The organism is Bradyrhizobium sp. Crot121, assembly GCF_059512385.1.
The window spans coordinates 1-16,014 of sequence record NZ_JCAMOR010000066.1; the positions used below are offsets into that span (position 1 = coordinate 1).

The window sequence follows — 16,014 nt, forward strand, 5'->3', positions numbered from 1 at the left end:
ACGAGCGTCTCGGGCCGGATGATCGTGAGGACCTGCAAGATCGATGGAAACCAGCGATACAGCTGAATGAAGAACCAACGATCATCGTTGCTGAGCCGGACGCGACCATGCAGCTTACGCCTTAAGGCAATCAATTGATGTCGGAGCGCCGCGTTCTCCGCTTCAAGCCGCAACTTCGACTTGAATGGCGAAGCCAAGACCGCCAAAATAAAACAGAGTAGCCCGATCATTCTTCCAGCTTAGGCGATTCCGTCACCTCATCAACTCGGATAAGGTTTTCGGTACACACACCGGCATGCCGATGATTCAGCTAAATTGGCCATTTGCTGTGCATGGGGAATTTGCGCGACGCAGATCGGGTCGACACAGTCCTAGACTTCTTCGCTGGCGCGGCTGCGTGCGGCGAAGCTATGACCGCGCTCCCCTAACACGATCCACCCATCTCTTCTGCGTCGCGGACCGATCAGCGTCGCTTGCGTCCTTTGATGTTCAGATCGGAGGTCGGTGTGGAAAGTCGTGGCATCGACCATGTAATCGAAGGTGCAACTCGCTGCCGCGAGCGTCGCACGAACCGGGTAACCGCACCAGTTTCGCACCAGAAACGGCCTGAACGAACCGCATCGAGCGCGATCGAGCTCGAACGAAACTGCAGCAAAAGCAACGAACCCGATCGATAGTCTGCCGCTCATAACGGTCTGGTTGCAGGTTCGAGTCCTGCCGGGCCCACCAGTGATTTCAGCAGCTATCGGTTCGCAACAGACCTGAGTCGGATTCGCAAGATCTGACTCCGTGCCCCTCCCGAGCGTCGTCAGACCTCAAGGAAGAGGCGCCAATGCTGTAGGTGTGCTTGCACGTTAAGAACGAGTCGATTGCGTCTTAAGAGCGCGTCGAGTTGTGGTGCGGCGAACTCCAGATCTCATGGTAGCAATCTGAAATTTTGTGTTTTCCAAGCGTTCGCCTTTGGCAGATTGTTCTGGACCTTTTTCCACAGGAACAGCGAGATGTGCACTCCGCCACTGAAAAGGCGTGTCGCCGGCGAAGCGCTTGAACACCGTCGTGAAGTGGGCCTGGCTCTGAAAGCCGACCGCAAAAGCCACGTCCACGAGTGATATATCGCCCTGCTTGAGCAATACCTCGGCGCGTTCGATCCGACGCTTCAGCAAGTACTCGTGAGGGCGCATGCCTGTTGCGGCACGGAACTGTGCGGCGAAATGCATCCGGCTCAGACCGGCGACCGTCGCAAGATCCTGTAGCGAGATTTTCTCCTCCAAACACTCGTCAACGTACTCGACGACGCGCTTGAGGCGCCATTTCTGCAGCGACCTCACGCTGCGGCTCCTGCGGCCCTCGGTAGACAGCGTCCCCGTTCGCCGAAGATCGGCCCGACCGGTAAACTGCCGCGCCAGGATGGCGAGGCGCAGGGCGTCGGCGCAGAGGGCAGCGTGCGAAGCGCGCCCGGTTTCCGTTACCGCGAGCGCGTCAAACAGGCGTCGGATCACGGGGTCGTCGAGTCTTTCGACGACAGGCGCCGCCTCAGCATTCAGGCATTTACGTGCGCGGCGCTTGGCGGCAAGCCTCAGGCAGCGAGTGCCCTTCGCAGCCTGCTCCCCGTCCTGACCTCCGGTCTTAACGGCGAGGGCAAGGTCGAGATGCACAAGGGACAACACAATGCCGTTTTGCGCAAAGCGGTCCGTGAATTTCGAGCGCTGCAGCTTGCGAAGGATCCTGCCATTCTCGGATTCGATAAGCACGATTTCCAGGGTGTCGAGGCAGGGGGCGTCGAAGACCGCCCCCGTGTCGGGTGCGGACGTCAGAACTGTTGCTGTACGACTCGGCCGAATATCCACGCTCGAAGCTCCAGCGCACCTGGCGTTCAAAGACCCCAATGCCAGCACGAACCTTCATTCGCGGCATGCCATCCTGAAAAGCCAATGGAACGTTAGCGCGCTGCGAGCACCCGGTATTGGACAAGGTGATGGCGATTTGTCCAATCTGATCGCTCGGAAGCCCGACTCGCCGGCTCTACTCTCGGCAAGCGCCCATCGCAGCTTGCTGTCGTCATCACTCTGGAATCCGGCTGCGATCTTGACTCGATCGAGCACATGTCCCGGCTTTAGGAAAGGTCGGGACGGATCGCGCTCCATCGCCCTCCAGTAGCCGCGCCCGACAAAAGAGCGTTCAGGGCTTGCGAGATCGTATCAGCCCGCCTCTCGCCGGACGCGCCGTCGCAACGATCCTGGCTTCCGATGGCTCCGTTCTTATGCAGCCAGATCACAGGTCTCGGCTACAGCTCAAGCGTCGACCGAGAGCCGTCCCGTTCGGAAGAGGTTTCGCTCTGGCGATCATGGCCAAGCTCCAGAGGCGCACTGGCGCTGTCGAGAAACTCAACCGTGGTGAACCACAAATCGGAATCTCCGACGTTTTCGAGATCGTGGATCTTGTATTCGCCCTTTCCGTAGACGAAGTGACGCGTTTCGCCTGCAGAATAAATGGCTTCGACGATCGTCCCATCCTCGGCGTGCGATTGCGCCCGCCCCGGCGTCACGGCAGTCCAAAAGTAATCCAGCACGTGGCGATGGAATCCAATGCGCTCGCCTGGAGCAAGCCGGATTTCCCAGACGCGCACGCGGTCCGTTTCCGACAACAGCCGAGTGCCGACCCGTCCATTGAACTGATTGGCGTCGAACTCCTTGCGAATGGAGTCGGGCCAAGCGGCCCGGCCCTGTTCGGCCACATTAGCGTTCATTCGGGTTTCTCCTTGAGTTGGGTTCTCCGAGAAGCATCATTCGACCGCCAGGCCGGTCTGCGCGCGAACATGTTGCGCGCCGAACGATGCGCGGACCGAGGCAGCCGCCGCACTGCGATCCAGCACCGATACCGCCCAGGACACGGCGAAGGCCAGCGGAACCGAGACGAGGGCCGGATTGTCGTAAGGAAACGGCGCGGGCCCGAGCTTAAAGGTGGCGGTCCATACGCCCGGGCTGAGAGCGACCAGCCCGACGGATGCCAACAAGCCGGCGAGCGATCCGCTCACTGCTCCCCGCGTCGTGAGGTCGGGCCAGACGATCGAGAGCAGTATGACCGGGAAGTTCGCGCTCGCAGCGATCGCGAACACCAGTCCGACCATGAATGCGATGTTCTGGTTCTCGAACAGGACGCCCAGGCCCATCGAAAGCACGCTGATCGCGACCGCAGCGGCCTTCGAGACAAGGACCTCCTCCTGTTCGCTCGCACGACCTCTGCGGATCACGCGCGCGTAAAGATCGTGACTGGCCGCCGAAGCGCCCGCGAGCGTCAGCCCCGACACGACGGCGAGAATGGTCGCGAATGCCACCGCGGAGATGAACCCGAGCAGCAGCGACCCGCCGACGGCATCCGCCAGATGCAGGGCCACCATGTTGACGCCCCCGAGCAGCCCGCCCGACTCATCCCGAAACTGGGGATTCGCCGAAACGATCGCGATGGCGCCGAAGCCGAGCACGAACAGCAGACTGTAGAAGATGGAGATGAATCCCGTCGCAACCAGCACCGACGTGCGAGCCTCGCGGCCGTCGCTGACGGTGAAGAAGCGCATGAGGATGTGCGGCAGCCCGGCCGTGCCGAAGATCAGGGCCAATCCGAGAGAGATCGCCGACACCGGATCCTTGACGAGACCGCCGGGCGCCATGATCGCGTCGGCCTTCGGATGCAAGGCGACGGCTTCCCGGAAGAGAGCCTCCAGACTGAAGCCGAAATGTCCGAGAATCAGAACCGACATCAATACCGAGCCCGACATCAAAAGCACGGCCTTGATGATCTGCACCCATGTCGTCGCCAGCATGCCTCCGACAGTCACGTAGACCATCATCAGTACGCCCACGATGCCGACCGCGTAGATGTAAGGAAGTCCGAACAAGAGCTGGATGAGCTTTCCAGCCCCGACCAACTGCGCGATCAGATAGAAGACCACGATAACCAGGGTGTTGACGCCGGCAACCGCCCTCACCGGCACCTCAGACAGCCGATACGCCGCGACGTCGGCGAACGTATAGCGGCCGAGGTTGCGCAGCGGCTCAGCAATCAGGAACAGGATCATCGGGAAGCCGACGAGAAAGCCGATCGCGTAGATCATGCCGTCGTAGCCCGACGTGTAGACCAGCGCCGTGACACCCAGGAACGTCGCGGCCGAGGTGTAATCGCCGGCGATTGCGAGCCCGTTCTGGACGCCCTTGAGACCGGCGCCGGCGGCATAGAAATCCTTTGCCGTGTTCGTGCCCCGTCTCGCCGCCCATAATGTGATGGCGAGACTGACCGCGACGAAACCGAGGAACATGACAATCGCCGTCGCGTTCAGCGATTGCCGAGCGCCGACCGCGGAAGTCAGCGCGTCCGCCGCCGCAGGATCGGAAGCAAGTGCGACTGCGGTTGCGGTAAAGGCTGCGTAGCCCGAGCGCGCAATCATCGAAAATCCTCCAACAGGAGCTGACTGAGCCGATCGAAACGGGAATTCGCCCGCCGGACATAGAGGGCCGTGAGCAGGAATCCGAAGCCGATCAAACCGACGCCGATCAGCACGCCCCAGGTCATCACGGTGCCGTTCCACAGCGGATGCCCGAGTAAGCGGGGCCAGAATGCGACGGTCAGGATGTAGGCGAAGTACGCGACCGCCATGACGATCGACATACCGACGCCGAGGCGCGTGCGCTCGCTCGCGAGCTGTCTGAAAGCGGGATTGTTCTGAATGGCTTGCAGGTCCATTGGTTGGTCCCCTCCTCCTTTTTGAATTCGGTCACGCAGCGATTCCCGTCGTGACGGCGGTCTCCGCCATCACCGCCTCGGGGCTGCGGTGGCGTTCCGCCATCGCCCGTTCTTCGGCAGTGGCAATCTGCGCCTGCATGTAGGCGCCGAGATCGCGGGCGCGGCGCACGACCGCGGCTCCGAACGGAAGCCGGGTCGACTCGAATTTCGCGAGCGCGGCGGCCAGATCGCGCGGATGGGCCCGCAATACGTCGACCAGAGCGGCCGCATCTCCCGCAGCTTTCGTCACTCCCATTCCGACATGCGGTCTGGCTACGAAAGCGGCGTCGCCCAGGATCACCGTTCGGGGACCGAGGACCATTCGCGACGTCTCGAGATCCAGGATGGCCTGTATGAACGGCTGATGCGTGAGGCGGACGACCTCGGCGAACTGCGGCGCAAGCAGTCGCTCCGCGTCCCGACGCATCGCGGCGATCACGTCGGGGCGTATCCGGATCGGCGGAATCGACAGGTCGTGCCGGACGCCGTCGATATCAGTCAGGAGATCGGCCAACCCATGGCCGGAGTCGGCCGGACGGTACCAAACGAAATTGAAGCGCCGTTCGCCGACATCCATCTCTTCGTTGACGCCGGCAACGGGATAGCCGAGCATCTGCTCCCCGGGAGGAAGGCTGAAGGCAAACCAGTCGCACAACTCCGCACGGGTCCGCCGGGATAGCTTTCGTTCCTCGACGAGACCGCGCCACGCGACGTAGCCGGCGTATCTGGGACGGACATCCGCAGCCAGCTGCGCCCTGACGCACGAAAAAATGCCGTCCGCGCCGATCAGCAGATCTCCCGAAGCCTGGGAGCCGTCGGAGAAGCGCGCCACCACGCGGTCGTCGATCTCCGCGATGTCCACAAGGTTCTTGCCGTGATGGTAGTTCTCCGCCGGAAAGGCTGCCCTCAGAAGCCCATAGAGGTGCCCCCACGAGGTGAGGACCTGACGCAACTTGAGCTCGCCCTCGACGTGGCCGCGGCCATCGAGCACGCGCCGCCCCGGGACGGCGACCCCGACTGCGGCCGCTTCCGTGTCGATGCCAGCTCTCCCCAATACCTCGAACAACTCGCGATGAGTGACGATTCCCGCGCCTCGGCCTGCCAGTTCGGCGCCGATACGTTCGTACACGTCGACCTTCCAACCTTCCCTGCGCAGCAGCAATGCCGCGAACAGTCCGGCCATGGATCCGCCGATCACCAGTGCCTTCGGCCGCGTTTTGCCCGTCCAGCCATCGTTCGTCATGAGCAGCCTCCCTTGCGGTGCGGTCGGACGGGAGTTGTCGGGCCGCTATTTATCGTTTGATTAATTATCCAGGCGGCATTGACTTGAGTCAATGACTATTTATCGATCGATAAACAAAAAGTGACGAACCGGCTGGCGGGATCGGACAGGACGGGAAATCGGTGTATGAAGTTGCAGAACCGCACTCAAGCCCACGAATCAGGTGTGAAGAAGCCGAACAGAGCGCGTCCGAGAACGCCTATCCGAGAGCAGCAGAGGCTGGACCCGTCCGAGCGGGAGGCCATTATCACGCGAGAAGCGGTCTCGTTCTTCGCCGAGCACGGATTCGAAGGACAGACCCGCGAACTCGCGAGGCGCCTGCGTATCACCCAGCCCCTGCTCTATCGCTATTTTCCGAGCAAGGAAGCCCTCATCGAGCGGGTCTATCAGGAGGTTTTCGTCGAGCGCTGGAAGCCGTCGTGGGAGAAAATCATCACCGATCGTTCGGTCCCCCTTAAGACCAGGCTGATCCAGTTCTATCGCGAGTACGCCGAGGTCATTCTCACCTATGAGTGGATCCGCCTGTTCATGTTCGCGGGCCTGAAGGACCTAGGATTGAACGCCCGCTATCTCAGAATGCTGCGCGAACGCGCGTTCGAAAAGGTGATCGAGGAGATCAGGCTCGAATACGGACGGCCCTCCACCCGCGAACTCCCGGTTACCGTTCTCGAAATCGAGATGGTGTGGGGGCTTCATGCGGCGATCTTCTATCTCGGAGTACGCCAGTTCATCTATTCGATGCCGCTCGAAACGGACGTCAATTCGATCATTGATGCGAAGGTGGCGACGTTCCTCGGCGGCGTCCGCTCCGTTCTGCCGGCGAAGGAAAAGGGCTAGAGCATTTTCGGTTCTGATTGAATCAGAACCGAAGCTCTAGATTCTTGTTTTGACGCGTTTTCTTCACGCGAACCGGTGTCCACTTCGCTCGAAAACGCTCTAGCCGATCACGGCCCTATCGCTCTTTTTATGCGCGCCGACGTAATGGGAAGATCGTGGAACCGGACGCCTGTCGCATCCCTGATTGCGTTGGCAAGGGCTGCTCCCGTCGGCCCTTGCGCAGCCTCGGCGACGCCATAGAAGGCGTCGCCCGGCCGATCCACCAGATGGACTTCGACCGACTCGGGGACGCGATCGAACCGCATAATCGGATAGGCCGACCAGTCCACCGACGTGACGCGGGTGCGGTCGAACGTCACCCGCTCGAACAGCGTCCAGCTCATCGCCTGCAGGATGCCGCCCTCGATTTGATTGCGGACGCCATCCGGGTTCACGATCTGCCCCGTGTCCACCGCCGCCACGATGCGACGGACACGAATGACACCGTTTAGCCGGGAAAGCTCGATCTCGACGGCCACCGCGCACCAGGCCTCAAGATTCTTGTAGCGCGCAAAGCCGAACCCGAACCCGGTGCCTTCCGAGGACTTAGCCCGTGCGGTCCACCCAAAACGCGAGGCCGCTTTCTCGATGACATCGCGCGCGCGTGGATCTTCAATGTGCCGAAGCCGAAACGCCACGGGATCCTGACGTGAACGAACCGCCAATTCGTCGAGGACGCTTTCGATCGAGAGGACGTTTAGATAACCACCCAAGGAGCGCATCGAAGAGCCGCGCAAGGGCATGTCGGGCAGGAAGTGGCTGATCACCTTGCAGTTCGCGATCGCGTAGAGCGGGATTGCGTTCCTGTCACCGCCACCTTCGGGCTGCGCAAGGGCTACGGGTGGCGCGGGCGGGAAAGCGTCCGACTTCAGTCGGGCCGCGATCAGCGTGCCCGGCGGCCCGGGTCGCATCATGTGCGACTGGCTCCACACTTCGTGGTGCCAATCAGCAATTGCGCCGTCCGCGCCGACCGTCGCCTTCAGCTTGACCACCATGCGGGGCCCGAACGGATCCCACGCGTGCTCCTGTTCACGCATCAGTTGGACCCTGACCGGCCGACCGGGTGCTGCCAGAGCCAGCATCGCCGCGTCGGCCGCGACGTCGTCGGCACCGTTGTGGCCATAGCAGCCGGCGCCCTCCGCATGGATGCAGCGCACGTTCTCGGTAGGCATCCGCAGCATGCCGGCGATCGCGTTGCGAAGGAAAAACACGCCCTGGGTATGGGTCCAAATCGTGAGCTTTCCGTCCTCGAACTGCGCAAGCGCGCAGGACGGCCCGATCGATCCATGCGTAAGATAAGGTCTGCTGAAGGTCCCCTCGACCAGGATTCCCGGCCCGCCGGGATTTCCCGTGTCGTGAATCGTGGTGTCGCGCGAAGGCAATTTCATCAGCGCGGCCGGCAAATCCGCCTCGTCCGGCAGCTCCTGCCGTTCGATCCAATTCGTCGTGGCCGCGAGAGTTCGCATTCCCTGCACTGCGGTCCACTCGCGGTCCGCGATGACGCCGAGGAAATTGCCGTCCCGCACGACCTTGACGATGCCGCTCATTCGCTCGACCCGCGCGACATCGCAGTCCCGCAACGTGGCGCCGTAACTCGGCGGGCGAACAACGCGACCGTGCAGCATCCCTTCGGGACGCAGATCCTGGACGTAGGCTGCTCCACCCGTCACTTTGGCCGGAATATCGACCCTTGGCACGGGTCGGTCCATCACGGTGAAGTCTGCCGGCGAGGTCAAGCGCGAGGTCGGCTTAGCGTCGACCGACAGCAGTTGATCGCTCACCAATTCGCCGTAACCAACCCGCACGCCGTCAGCACCAAACACCTCGCCGTCGCGTACCTGCAGCGAGCTGGCGGCTACGCCGAGTCTGCGGGCCGCTTCGTCCCGGAGCAGTTCGCGCGCTTGCGCCGCCGCATTCCGTATCGCGGTGCCGGAGTCCTGCATCGAGTGGCTGGCGGCCGTGTAGCCTTCATCGGGTGTCCGAGCGGTGTCAGCCGTGACCAGCGAAAGCCGATCGAGCGGTAACTTGAGCTCCTCTGCCGCGACCTGAAGAAGCGCGGTCTTGATGCCCTGTCCGAGTTCGGCCTTTCCGGTGAGGATCGTCGCGGCGCCCGACGCGTTGATGCGAATCCAGGCGTCAATTCTCGGGTTCTCGTCGAGGCTTCCCGGCAGACCGTGCTTCGAGGGTCCTCCACCCGTACCGGTTTCGGTCTGTGCATACGCGCCGGAAATCCGGAAGGCGACGATGAGCGCACCGGCGCCGGCCAAGACGCTGCGCCGAGAGACAGCATGCGTCATCGTCCCGTCCTCGCGTCGGCCGTCTTCGGCCGCATCTCTTCTGCGGCGCGCCGGATCGCACCCAAGATTCGCATGTGCGTGCCGCATCGACAAAGATGAGGCTGCAGCTCGGCTCTGATCGTCGCATCGGTGGCGTGCGGATCGCGATTCAGCAACGCCTGAGCACGCATCATCATGCCGGGAATACAGTAGCCGCATTGCGCGGCCTGCTCGGCGATGAAGGCACGCTGCATCGGGCCAGGCGCGTCCCGGCTCCCGATTCCTTCCAGCGTGGTGACCGTCCGTCCCTCCAACACCATCACCGGCGTTACACAGGAGAAGACGGCCTTGCCATCGACGATGACCGTGCAGGCGCCGCATTGCCCGAGCCCGCAACCGTATTTCGCGCCGTTCAGACCGAGTTCGTCCCTGAGAACGTAGAGCAGCGGAGTGTCAGGGCTCGCCTCGATGGATCGGCGCTCGCCGTTGACGATCAAAGTTGTCATGTTGCTTTACCGAGCCTCCTTGAGTCCTCGTTCGGTCCGGCTCATGGGCCGCCTCTTGTTTCCGCGACCGCTTTCGCCAGCGCGTCCCACGGCCGCTTTCCGGCAAACCGGGTACGCAAATAGTTGGCAAGATCGGAGATCTGCCGGTCGTCAAGGACGTCGCCGAAGCCGGGCATGATAGGACGTGCAGAAGCGCCGGCAGCCGCGGGTATTCCCCGCAGCACCAGATTGAGCAGGTTGGTGGGCACCTCGTCCGTAACCGCAGTGGAGAGATCGAGTCTCGAGCCGCCTAGAGGCAAGGGGCGGTCGGCATCGTGGCACGACGCGCAGACGGCGGCATAGATCGCACCGCCCGGCTCCGATGGGATGGGGGGTGTTGCCGCCTGAGCCCCGGCGGCCTGCGGCAAGCGTCCCGGACCAGAAGGAGCCTTCTCCACATCATTCCGCCCCTCGCCTTTGCCGAGAGAGGCAAGATAATGGGCCATTGCCTCTACGTCTGCGGGGTCGACCTGGGAGAGGTTGTTGGCCACATTCGCCATCGGCCCCTGAGCGGTCCCATGCAGAGGGTGCCAGCCACGCGCGAGATAGTCCGCGAGGGCGGCTTCGTCCCACGCGACCGGCGATCGCGAGCTTCGACCGAGCGCATATGCGCGCCAACCTTCGGCTTCGCCTCCTGCGAAACCGGCCGATGTCTTTTCCGCGCCGAGGAGATTTCGAGGGGAATGACAGGCGCCGCAGTGGCCGAGTCCGTCGACCAGATACTTTCCCCTGTTCCACCTCTCATCCTTCGATGGGTCCGCGACGAAACGCGCCCGACGAAGGAAGAGAAGCTTCCAGCCGGCCAGCGTCAGACGAACGTTGAGAGGAAACGGAAGCTCGTTGGGCGGCGCCGATGATTTGACCGGATCGATCGACATGAAGAAGGCGTACAACGCCTTCGCGTCGTCGTCCGATACGCGCGTGAAATGGTCGTACGGAAAAGCCGGGTAGAGGTGGCGACCTTCACGATCCACGCCGGACCGCAAAGCACGAATGAAGGCCTGCTCCGACCAGCGCCCGATGCCCGTCTCCGGATCGGGTGTGATATTGGTGGAGTAGATCGTTCCGAAGGGCGTCGGCATCGCAAGCCCTCCGGCGTATGGGAGTCCGCCGGGTGCGGTATGACATGTGGCACAGTCTCCAAGGAGAGCAAGACTGGCTCCACGGCGCACCGCTGCACGATCCGGCGCGCCTAGCGACCGCGCGTCGACGGGCGGAATTGGCGATTCCAAAGCACAAAAAAGTGACGCCGCCCCGCCGATCACTCCAATGGCAAGCAGTGCAAGCAGAACGGACCTGAGATTCATCGCCCTCCCCTCCGAGATGCGATCGCGATATCAGGCCGGTACTCGCGCCATCTTTTCAGTTTCATGCGGGACTTGCACAATGTCCCGATCGCGGCTCGACGAGCCAATCCAAAGCGTGCGCACGGAATCCAATACGCTCGCGCGTCCGCAGCGTAAGGATCGAACGAACACTCTTCCGCCTGAAAAGCGAGCGCGCGGACAGGGCGGCTATCGCCAAGACCATTGCGGCCACGTACCGACTCAGCCATCGGCACATAGGAGCCATCCATCTTTGACGATCCCTTGTTATTTATCGGTTGATAATTAACTGCCGATCGTGATCGAGGTCAAGTGTCAGCCGCCCGGAACCGAGACTGCGTGCCGACGAAACGAGGATTTGCCGCCATGTCGACGTCAACGATTGCGACGGACCAACAGGTCCCCGAACTCACCCGCGCGCGCACGTTCGCCATGGCGGTTTGTGCCGGGATCGCGGTCGCAAACATCTACTACAACCAGCCTCTGCTCGGCCTGATCGAGGCGAACTACCCGAATTCCTCGACAATCGGTCTCATACCCACAGCCACACAATTCGGTTACGCGGTTGGTCTCCTCTTGCTGGTTCCCTTGGGTGACCTTGTCGAGAGACGGCGTCTCATCGCCGTACAATTCGTCGTCCTTGCGGCGGCTCTCGCATTCGCCGCCGTCGCGCCGTCCTCGCTCGCGTTGATCGCGGCGTCGCTCGTGCTGGGCGTGGCGGCCACCGTGGCCCAACAGATCGTTCCCTTCGCTGCGACGCTTGCTGATGACCGCACAAGGGGCGCCGCGGTCGGAACGGTGGTGAGCGGAATCCTCGGCGGCATTCTCCTCAGCCGCACGATAGCCGGGTTCGTCGGATCGCATTTTGGATGGCGCGAGATGTTCTGGCTCGGCGTCCCGTTGGCGCTCGGCGCCGCCGCACTGGTCCGTTTGATCCTGCCGCGTCACCATGCGACGCAAAGCATCGGATACCCTGCCGCGCTGCGTTCGCTCATTCACCTGCTCGTCGAGGAACCGGCGCTTCGACTGGCGGCGGCAACGCAAGCGATGCTCTTCGCCTCATTCATCGCCTTCTGGACCGTGCTGTCCCTGCACCTTCAGGAACCCGCCTTCGGACTCGGACCGGAAATCGCCGGCCTGTTCGGCGTCATCGGCGCGTCGGGTATCCTCGCTGCGCCTCTCGCAGGTCGGGTGGCCGACAAGCGGGGCCCTCATTTGGTCGTTGCGATCGCGGCGGCCGTATCACTTTCCTCCTGGGTTGTCTTCGCCGGCTGGGACGTCATCGCGGGATTGATCGTAGGGGTCATCTTGCTCGACGTGGGCGTGAACGCGGCGCTCGTTTCAAATCAGCACCTGATCTTCGCGCTCCGTCCGGAAGCACGGAGCAGGCTGAACACCGTGTTCATGACGGCAATGTTCATCGGCGGTTCGCTCGGATCACTCGGGGCAAGTTGGGCATACGCGCATCTGTCCTGGCTCGGCGTCTGCGGCTACGGGGCAGCGCTTGCGACAGCGGGGCTGCTCCTGCAGCTACCGACGCTTTCGTTCCGACCCGGCAAGGCATCGCGTCACTGACGTGACGGACCCATTCGAAGCTGCAAATCGGGAGTGGCGGATGAGTTGGCATGCCGATCATGACTTCACGGTTACGCTCAGCGGCGGGTCGATTGCCGGGCTTTGCAACGCCATTGCGCTTCGAAGGCTCGGCGCGACCATAAGGGTTCATGAACGCGTGCCCGGCCCGATGATGGCCCGAGGAGCCGGGATCGTTGTCCAACGCGAACTGACCCGATTTTTCGCGGAAAATGGCGTACGCCCACTCCCCTTCACGTCCTGCCGCGGGAGGCGATATCTCGATCACAACGGCGGAGACGGCGTCCTGCAGGAGATGCCGCAGGAATTCACCTCCTGGGAAGCCATCCACGCAGCGCTGCGGGCCGCCGTTCCGGATGAATGCTATCGCGCGGGCTCCGAGGTGATGACCGTGATCCAGACCGGCTCCAAGGTCTCGGCGACCCTCGGCGACGGCACCGTGGTCGAAAGCGATCTGTTCGTAGCCGCCGACGGTTCGGGCTCCGCAACGAGGCGAGCAATGCTTCCCGACGTCGAGGCGGGATATGCCGGCTACGTTGCCTGGAGGGGCACGCTGGATGAACGCGACGTGCCTCCCGATCTTCTGTCCTTCTTCGACGACCGCTTCACCTTCTCCGAGGCCCGCAGCGGCGGCCACATGCTAGCGTATTTCATCCCTGGAAGAGACGGCGCCGTCACGGCCGGATCGCGGCGCCTCAACTGGGTTTGGTATGTGCATGTCACCCTCGCCGACCTCGCGAACGTGCTGACCGACAGGAACGGCGTACGGCATCGATCCTCGCTTCCGCGAGGTACGACGCCGCAGAGCACCGTTGCCGCGCTGAAGGCGCGTGCCTTGCGCGAGCTTCATCCGAAGATGGCCGCACTAATCTCGGAAACGCGCGATCCTTTCCTCCAGACGATCCTCGACGTGACGGTGCCGAAGACTCTGTTCGGTCGAATCCTGCTGGCCGGCGATGCAGCGTTCGTCGTGCGGCCCCATACCGCAGGAGGGACCGCCAAGGCAGCCTACGAGGCCTCGGTTCTCGCACGCGCTCTGAAGTCGGCGCGCGCGAACGTCGACGTCGCGCTCCAATCCACCGAGCGGCTGCAGCTCGAATACGGGAGCGCTCTCTACCAATACGGTCTTGCGCTGGGAAATCGCTGGTCGCGCGAAAGAAGCACCGACTAGCCCGATCGACCAGGATCCGAAACTCGAAGGAATGTGAAATATGGCGGATCTCTTTCATCCGACGACCCTGGGCGATCTCGATCTCGCCAACAGGATAGTCATGGCCCCGATGACGCGCTCGCGCGCCGACGAGCGGGGCGTCATCAATCCCTCGGCGTCGAAATACTACGCCGCGCGCGCGAGCGCCGGCCTCATCATTACCGAAGGCGTCAACGTGGGACCGATGTCCCTCGCGTTCGACCGGACGCCCGGTCTGTGGACCGACGAACAGACCGAGGGATGGAAAGCGGTTGTCGGTCGTATCCACAAAGAAGGGGGGCGCGTTGTCGCGCAGCTCTGGCACGCCGGACGCGCGAGTGCGCGTGGCCTGCTGTCCGACAAGCAACCGCCGTCTCCGTCGGGCGTGAACGACGATCTGGATCGGCTGCAGGTGTGGGCGCTCCTCGCCAACGGCGCATATGTGCGGATCACCGCTACGCCGTCGCGCGCGATAACTCTCGGAGAGATTCAAGGCGTCGTGAACGAATTCAGGCTCGCAGCCGACAACGCTGTTCGCGCAGGATTCGACGGCGTCGAGATCCACGGCGCCAACGGCTATCTCATCCACCAGTTTTTGTCCCCCACCATCAATCTGCGGACCGACGACTACGGCGGGAGCGTCGAAGGACGATCCAGATTACTTCAGGAAATCGTGTCGGCGATTTCCGATGTCATGCCGCGTTCGCGGATAGGACTGCGGCTATCGCCCTTCGCCGATTACAACAGCACGCGGGACCCGAAACCGGAGGATACCTATGGGCCACTTGCGCGATGGCTGGGGACTGCCGGGCTTGCATACCTGCACCTTGCCGACACCAACGCCTGGACCGGAGCGCCCGACTACGAAAAGATGCTTCCGATATTCCGCGCGCACTATCGCGGCCCGCTCATCGTCAACGCGGGCATCACCCCCGAACGCGCCGCCCGGATCGTCAACTCCGGCGAGGCCGATGCAGTTGCTTTCGGTCGCCTCTTTCTCGCCAATCCGGACCTTCCGGCGCGGATTCGAGCCGGCGGCCCCTACAACTCACCGCAACCATTCGGGATATATGGCGGTTCGGATTCCGGATATCTCGACTATCCGAGCCTCAAGCCGGCTCCGAAAGAAGCCGCCACGGGAGACTAGTTGAGCCCAGAATCGCGCGCATCGACTTGGCGCCCGAAGCGTTCGACAAGGAAATCGATGAAGAGCCTGACCTTGACCGACAAGTGTCGCGTCGGCGGATAGATCGCATAGAGCGTAAGCGGCGGCGCCCAGAAGTCTTTCAGGATCACCTTCAACCAACCCTTCTTCAGCGCCTCACCGGCGATGAACTCGGGTATCAACGCCACGCCCCTACCCTTGACGGCGACGTCGCGCAGCACCTCGGCGTTGTTTACGCACAGGGACCAGGCGGGTTGGATCCAGTGCTCTCCGTCGGCACCAGTCAGCTTCCACTGATTGCCGGTGAGCAGGAAGCCGTACGTCAGGGAGACGTGATCGCGAAGGTCCCGCGGATGCGACGGCATGCCGTGCTTCTCGAGATAGTCCGGCGACGCGCAGACCACCCTCGGCACAGGCGTGACCTTCCGCGCGATCAGGCTGGAGGATTCGAGCTCGGCGATGCGAAGGGTCACATCGAAACCGTCCTGGACGGGATCGACCAGGTCGTCGCTCAGCACGAGCTGGAGCTGCATGTCCGGATATTTGAGCATGAAATCGGCGAGCGCTGGACCGAGCTTTATGGTGCCGAAGGACATCGGGGCATTGATGCGCAGAAGTCCCCGTGGAGCCGATTGCAAATGCGTGACGGCCTGGTCGGCGGCATCGATCTCGGAAAGGATGACGAGCGCGCGTTCGAAATAGAGCTGACCGTTCTCGTTCGGGCTCGCATGCCGCGTGGTGCGATTGAGGAGCTGTACGCCGAGGCCTTCCTCCAGATCGCCGACGTACTTGGAGATCGCCGATCTGGACAGGCGCAGCTGGCGGCCCGCCTCCGAGAAACTGCCGGTTTCCACCACCTTCACGAAGGCCTTTAGGCTGGCCACTTTGTCCATCGTTCAACCCTGATTGTCGCCAATTCGTAGACAGTAGCGTCATGAAAGCATGGATTGTTCTCAGATCAAAGCCATTCGATATCTCGGTCGAGAG

Annotated in this window: 14 protein-coding genes and 1 tRNA gene; 5 read left to right on the forward strand and 10 right to left on the reverse strand. The window is 62.5% G+C overall.

Annotated features, from left to right (window positions below):
• A partial coding sequence (locus tag AC5ZGW_RS35445) for a hypothetical protein (protein ID WP_496114034.1) occupies positions 1 to 230 on the reverse strand: 230 nt, incomplete at its 3' end.
• A 402-nt stretch (positions 231 to 632) separates the two neighbouring features.
• On the opposite strand from AC5ZGW_RS35445, the gene AC5ZGW_RS35450 reads away from it, so the two are divergent.
• Positions 633 to 729 (forward strand) — tRNA-Met (locus AC5ZGW_RS35450).
• Between the two features lie 125 nt (positions 730 to 854).
• On the opposite strand, the gene AC5ZGW_RS35455 is transcribed toward AC5ZGW_RS35450, so the two are convergent.
• The 5 genes from AC5ZGW_RS35455 to AC5ZGW_RS35475 all read right to left on the reverse strand — a co-directional run bounded on the left by AC5ZGW_RS35455 (position 855) and on the right by AC5ZGW_RS35475 (position 6,019).
• Positions 855 to 1,847 carry a helix-turn-helix domain-containing protein gene (locus AC5ZGW_RS35455; RefSeq protein ID WP_245474857.1) on the reverse strand — a complete coding sequence of 331 codons (993 nt, stop codon included), beginning with the start codon at positions 1,845 to 1,847 and terminating at the stop codon, positions 855 to 857.
• A gap of 437 nt (positions 1,848 to 2,284) precedes the next feature.
• The gene (locus AC5ZGW_RS35460) at positions 2,285 to 2,734 is read right to left on the reverse strand and encodes a cupin domain-containing protein (protein ID WP_463327082.1); all 450 of its coding nucleotides are present in this window, start codon (positions 2,732 to 2,734) and stop codon (positions 2,285 to 2,287) included.
• Between the two features lie 48 nt (positions 2,735 to 2,782).
• Positions 2,783 to 4,441, reverse strand: coding sequence for a cation/acetate symporter ActP (gene actP, locus AC5ZGW_RS35465; protein WP_130227660.1), 1,659 nt, complete (start codon positions 4,439 to 4,441; stop codon positions 2,783 to 2,785).
• The gene (locus AC5ZGW_RS35470; protein WP_130227659.1) at positions 4,438 to 4,737 is read right to left on the reverse strand and encodes a DUF485 domain-containing protein; all 300 of its coding nucleotides are present in this window, start codon (positions 4,735 to 4,737) and stop codon (positions 4,438 to 4,440) included. The genes actP and AC5ZGW_RS35470 overlap by 4 nt, the downstream gene beginning before the upstream one ends.
• A 31-nt stretch (positions 4,738 to 4,768) precedes the next feature.
• Positions 4,769 to 6,019, reverse strand: a complete 1,251-nt coding sequence (locus AC5ZGW_RS35475) for an FAD binding domain-containing protein (RefSeq protein ID WP_130227658.1) — start codon at positions 6,017 to 6,019, stop codon at positions 4,769 to 4,771.
• Positions 6,020 to 6,184: 165 nt separating this feature from the next.
• Between AC5ZGW_RS35475 and AC5ZGW_RS35480 the strand changes: the two genes are divergently transcribed.
• Complete coding sequence (locus AC5ZGW_RS35480) at positions 6,185 to 6,895, forward strand: TetR/AcrR family transcriptional regulator (protein ID WP_245474856.1); 711 nt, start codon at positions 6,185 to 6,187, stop codon at positions 6,893 to 6,895.
• A 107-nt stretch (positions 6,896 to 7,002) separates the two neighbouring features.
• Here the strand turns inward: AC5ZGW_RS35480 and AC5ZGW_RS35485 are convergent, their stop codons facing one another.
• From AC5ZGW_RS35485 to AC5ZGW_RS35495, 3 genes are read right to left on the reverse strand one after another with little or no spacing between them, the layout of a single operon-like run.
• Positions 7,003 to 9,231, reverse strand: a complete 2,229-nt coding sequence (locus tag AC5ZGW_RS35485) for a xanthine dehydrogenase family protein molybdopterin-binding subunit (RefSeq protein WP_130227657.1) — start codon at positions 9,229 to 9,231, stop codon at positions 7,003 to 7,005.
• Positions 9,228 to 9,716, reverse strand: a complete 489-nt coding sequence (locus tag AC5ZGW_RS35490; protein WP_130227656.1) for a (2Fe-2S)-binding protein — start codon at positions 9,714 to 9,716, stop codon at positions 9,228 to 9,230. The genes AC5ZGW_RS35485 and AC5ZGW_RS35490 overlap by 4 nt, the downstream gene beginning before the upstream one ends.
• Before the next feature lie 41 nt (positions 9,717 to 9,757).
• On the reverse strand, positions 9,758 to 11,062 hold the full coding sequence (locus tag AC5ZGW_RS35495) for a c-type cytochrome (RefSeq protein ID WP_130227655.1): 1,305 nt from the start codon (positions 11,060 to 11,062) through the stop codon (positions 9,758 to 9,760).
• A 384-nt stretch (positions 11,063 to 11,446) separates the two neighbouring features.
• On the opposite strand from AC5ZGW_RS35495, the gene AC5ZGW_RS35500 reads away from it, so the two are divergent.
• The 3 genes from AC5ZGW_RS35500 to AC5ZGW_RS35510 are packed head-to-tail and all read left to right on the forward strand — an operon-like array spanning position 11,447 to position 15,009.
• The gene (locus AC5ZGW_RS35500; protein WP_130227654.1) at positions 11,447 to 12,655 is read left to right on the forward strand and encodes an MFS transporter; all 1,209 of its coding nucleotides are present in this window, start codon (positions 11,447 to 11,449) and stop codon (positions 12,653 to 12,655) included.
• A 40-nt stretch (positions 12,656 to 12,695) separates the two neighbouring features.
• The gene (locus tag AC5ZGW_RS35505; protein WP_130227653.1) at positions 12,696 to 13,844 is read left to right on the forward strand and encodes an FAD binding domain-containing protein; all 1,149 of its coding nucleotides are present in this window, start codon (positions 12,696 to 12,698) and stop codon (positions 13,842 to 13,844) included.
• 40 nt (positions 13,845 to 13,884) lie between these two features.
• A complete protein-coding gene (locus AC5ZGW_RS35510; protein ID WP_130227652.1) occupies positions 13,885 to 15,009 on the forward strand; it encodes an alkene reductase in 1,125 nt (374 codons plus the stop codon).
• Here the strand turns inward: AC5ZGW_RS35510 and AC5ZGW_RS35515 are convergent.
• The gene (locus AC5ZGW_RS35515) at positions 15,006 to 15,920 is read right to left on the reverse strand and encodes a LysR family transcriptional regulator (protein WP_165435349.1); all 915 of its coding nucleotides are present in this window, start codon (positions 15,918 to 15,920) and stop codon (positions 15,006 to 15,008) included. The two genes, AC5ZGW_RS35510 and AC5ZGW_RS35515, sit on opposite strands and share 4 nt — an antisense overlap.
• Positions 15,921 to 16,014: the final 94 nt, after the last annotated feature.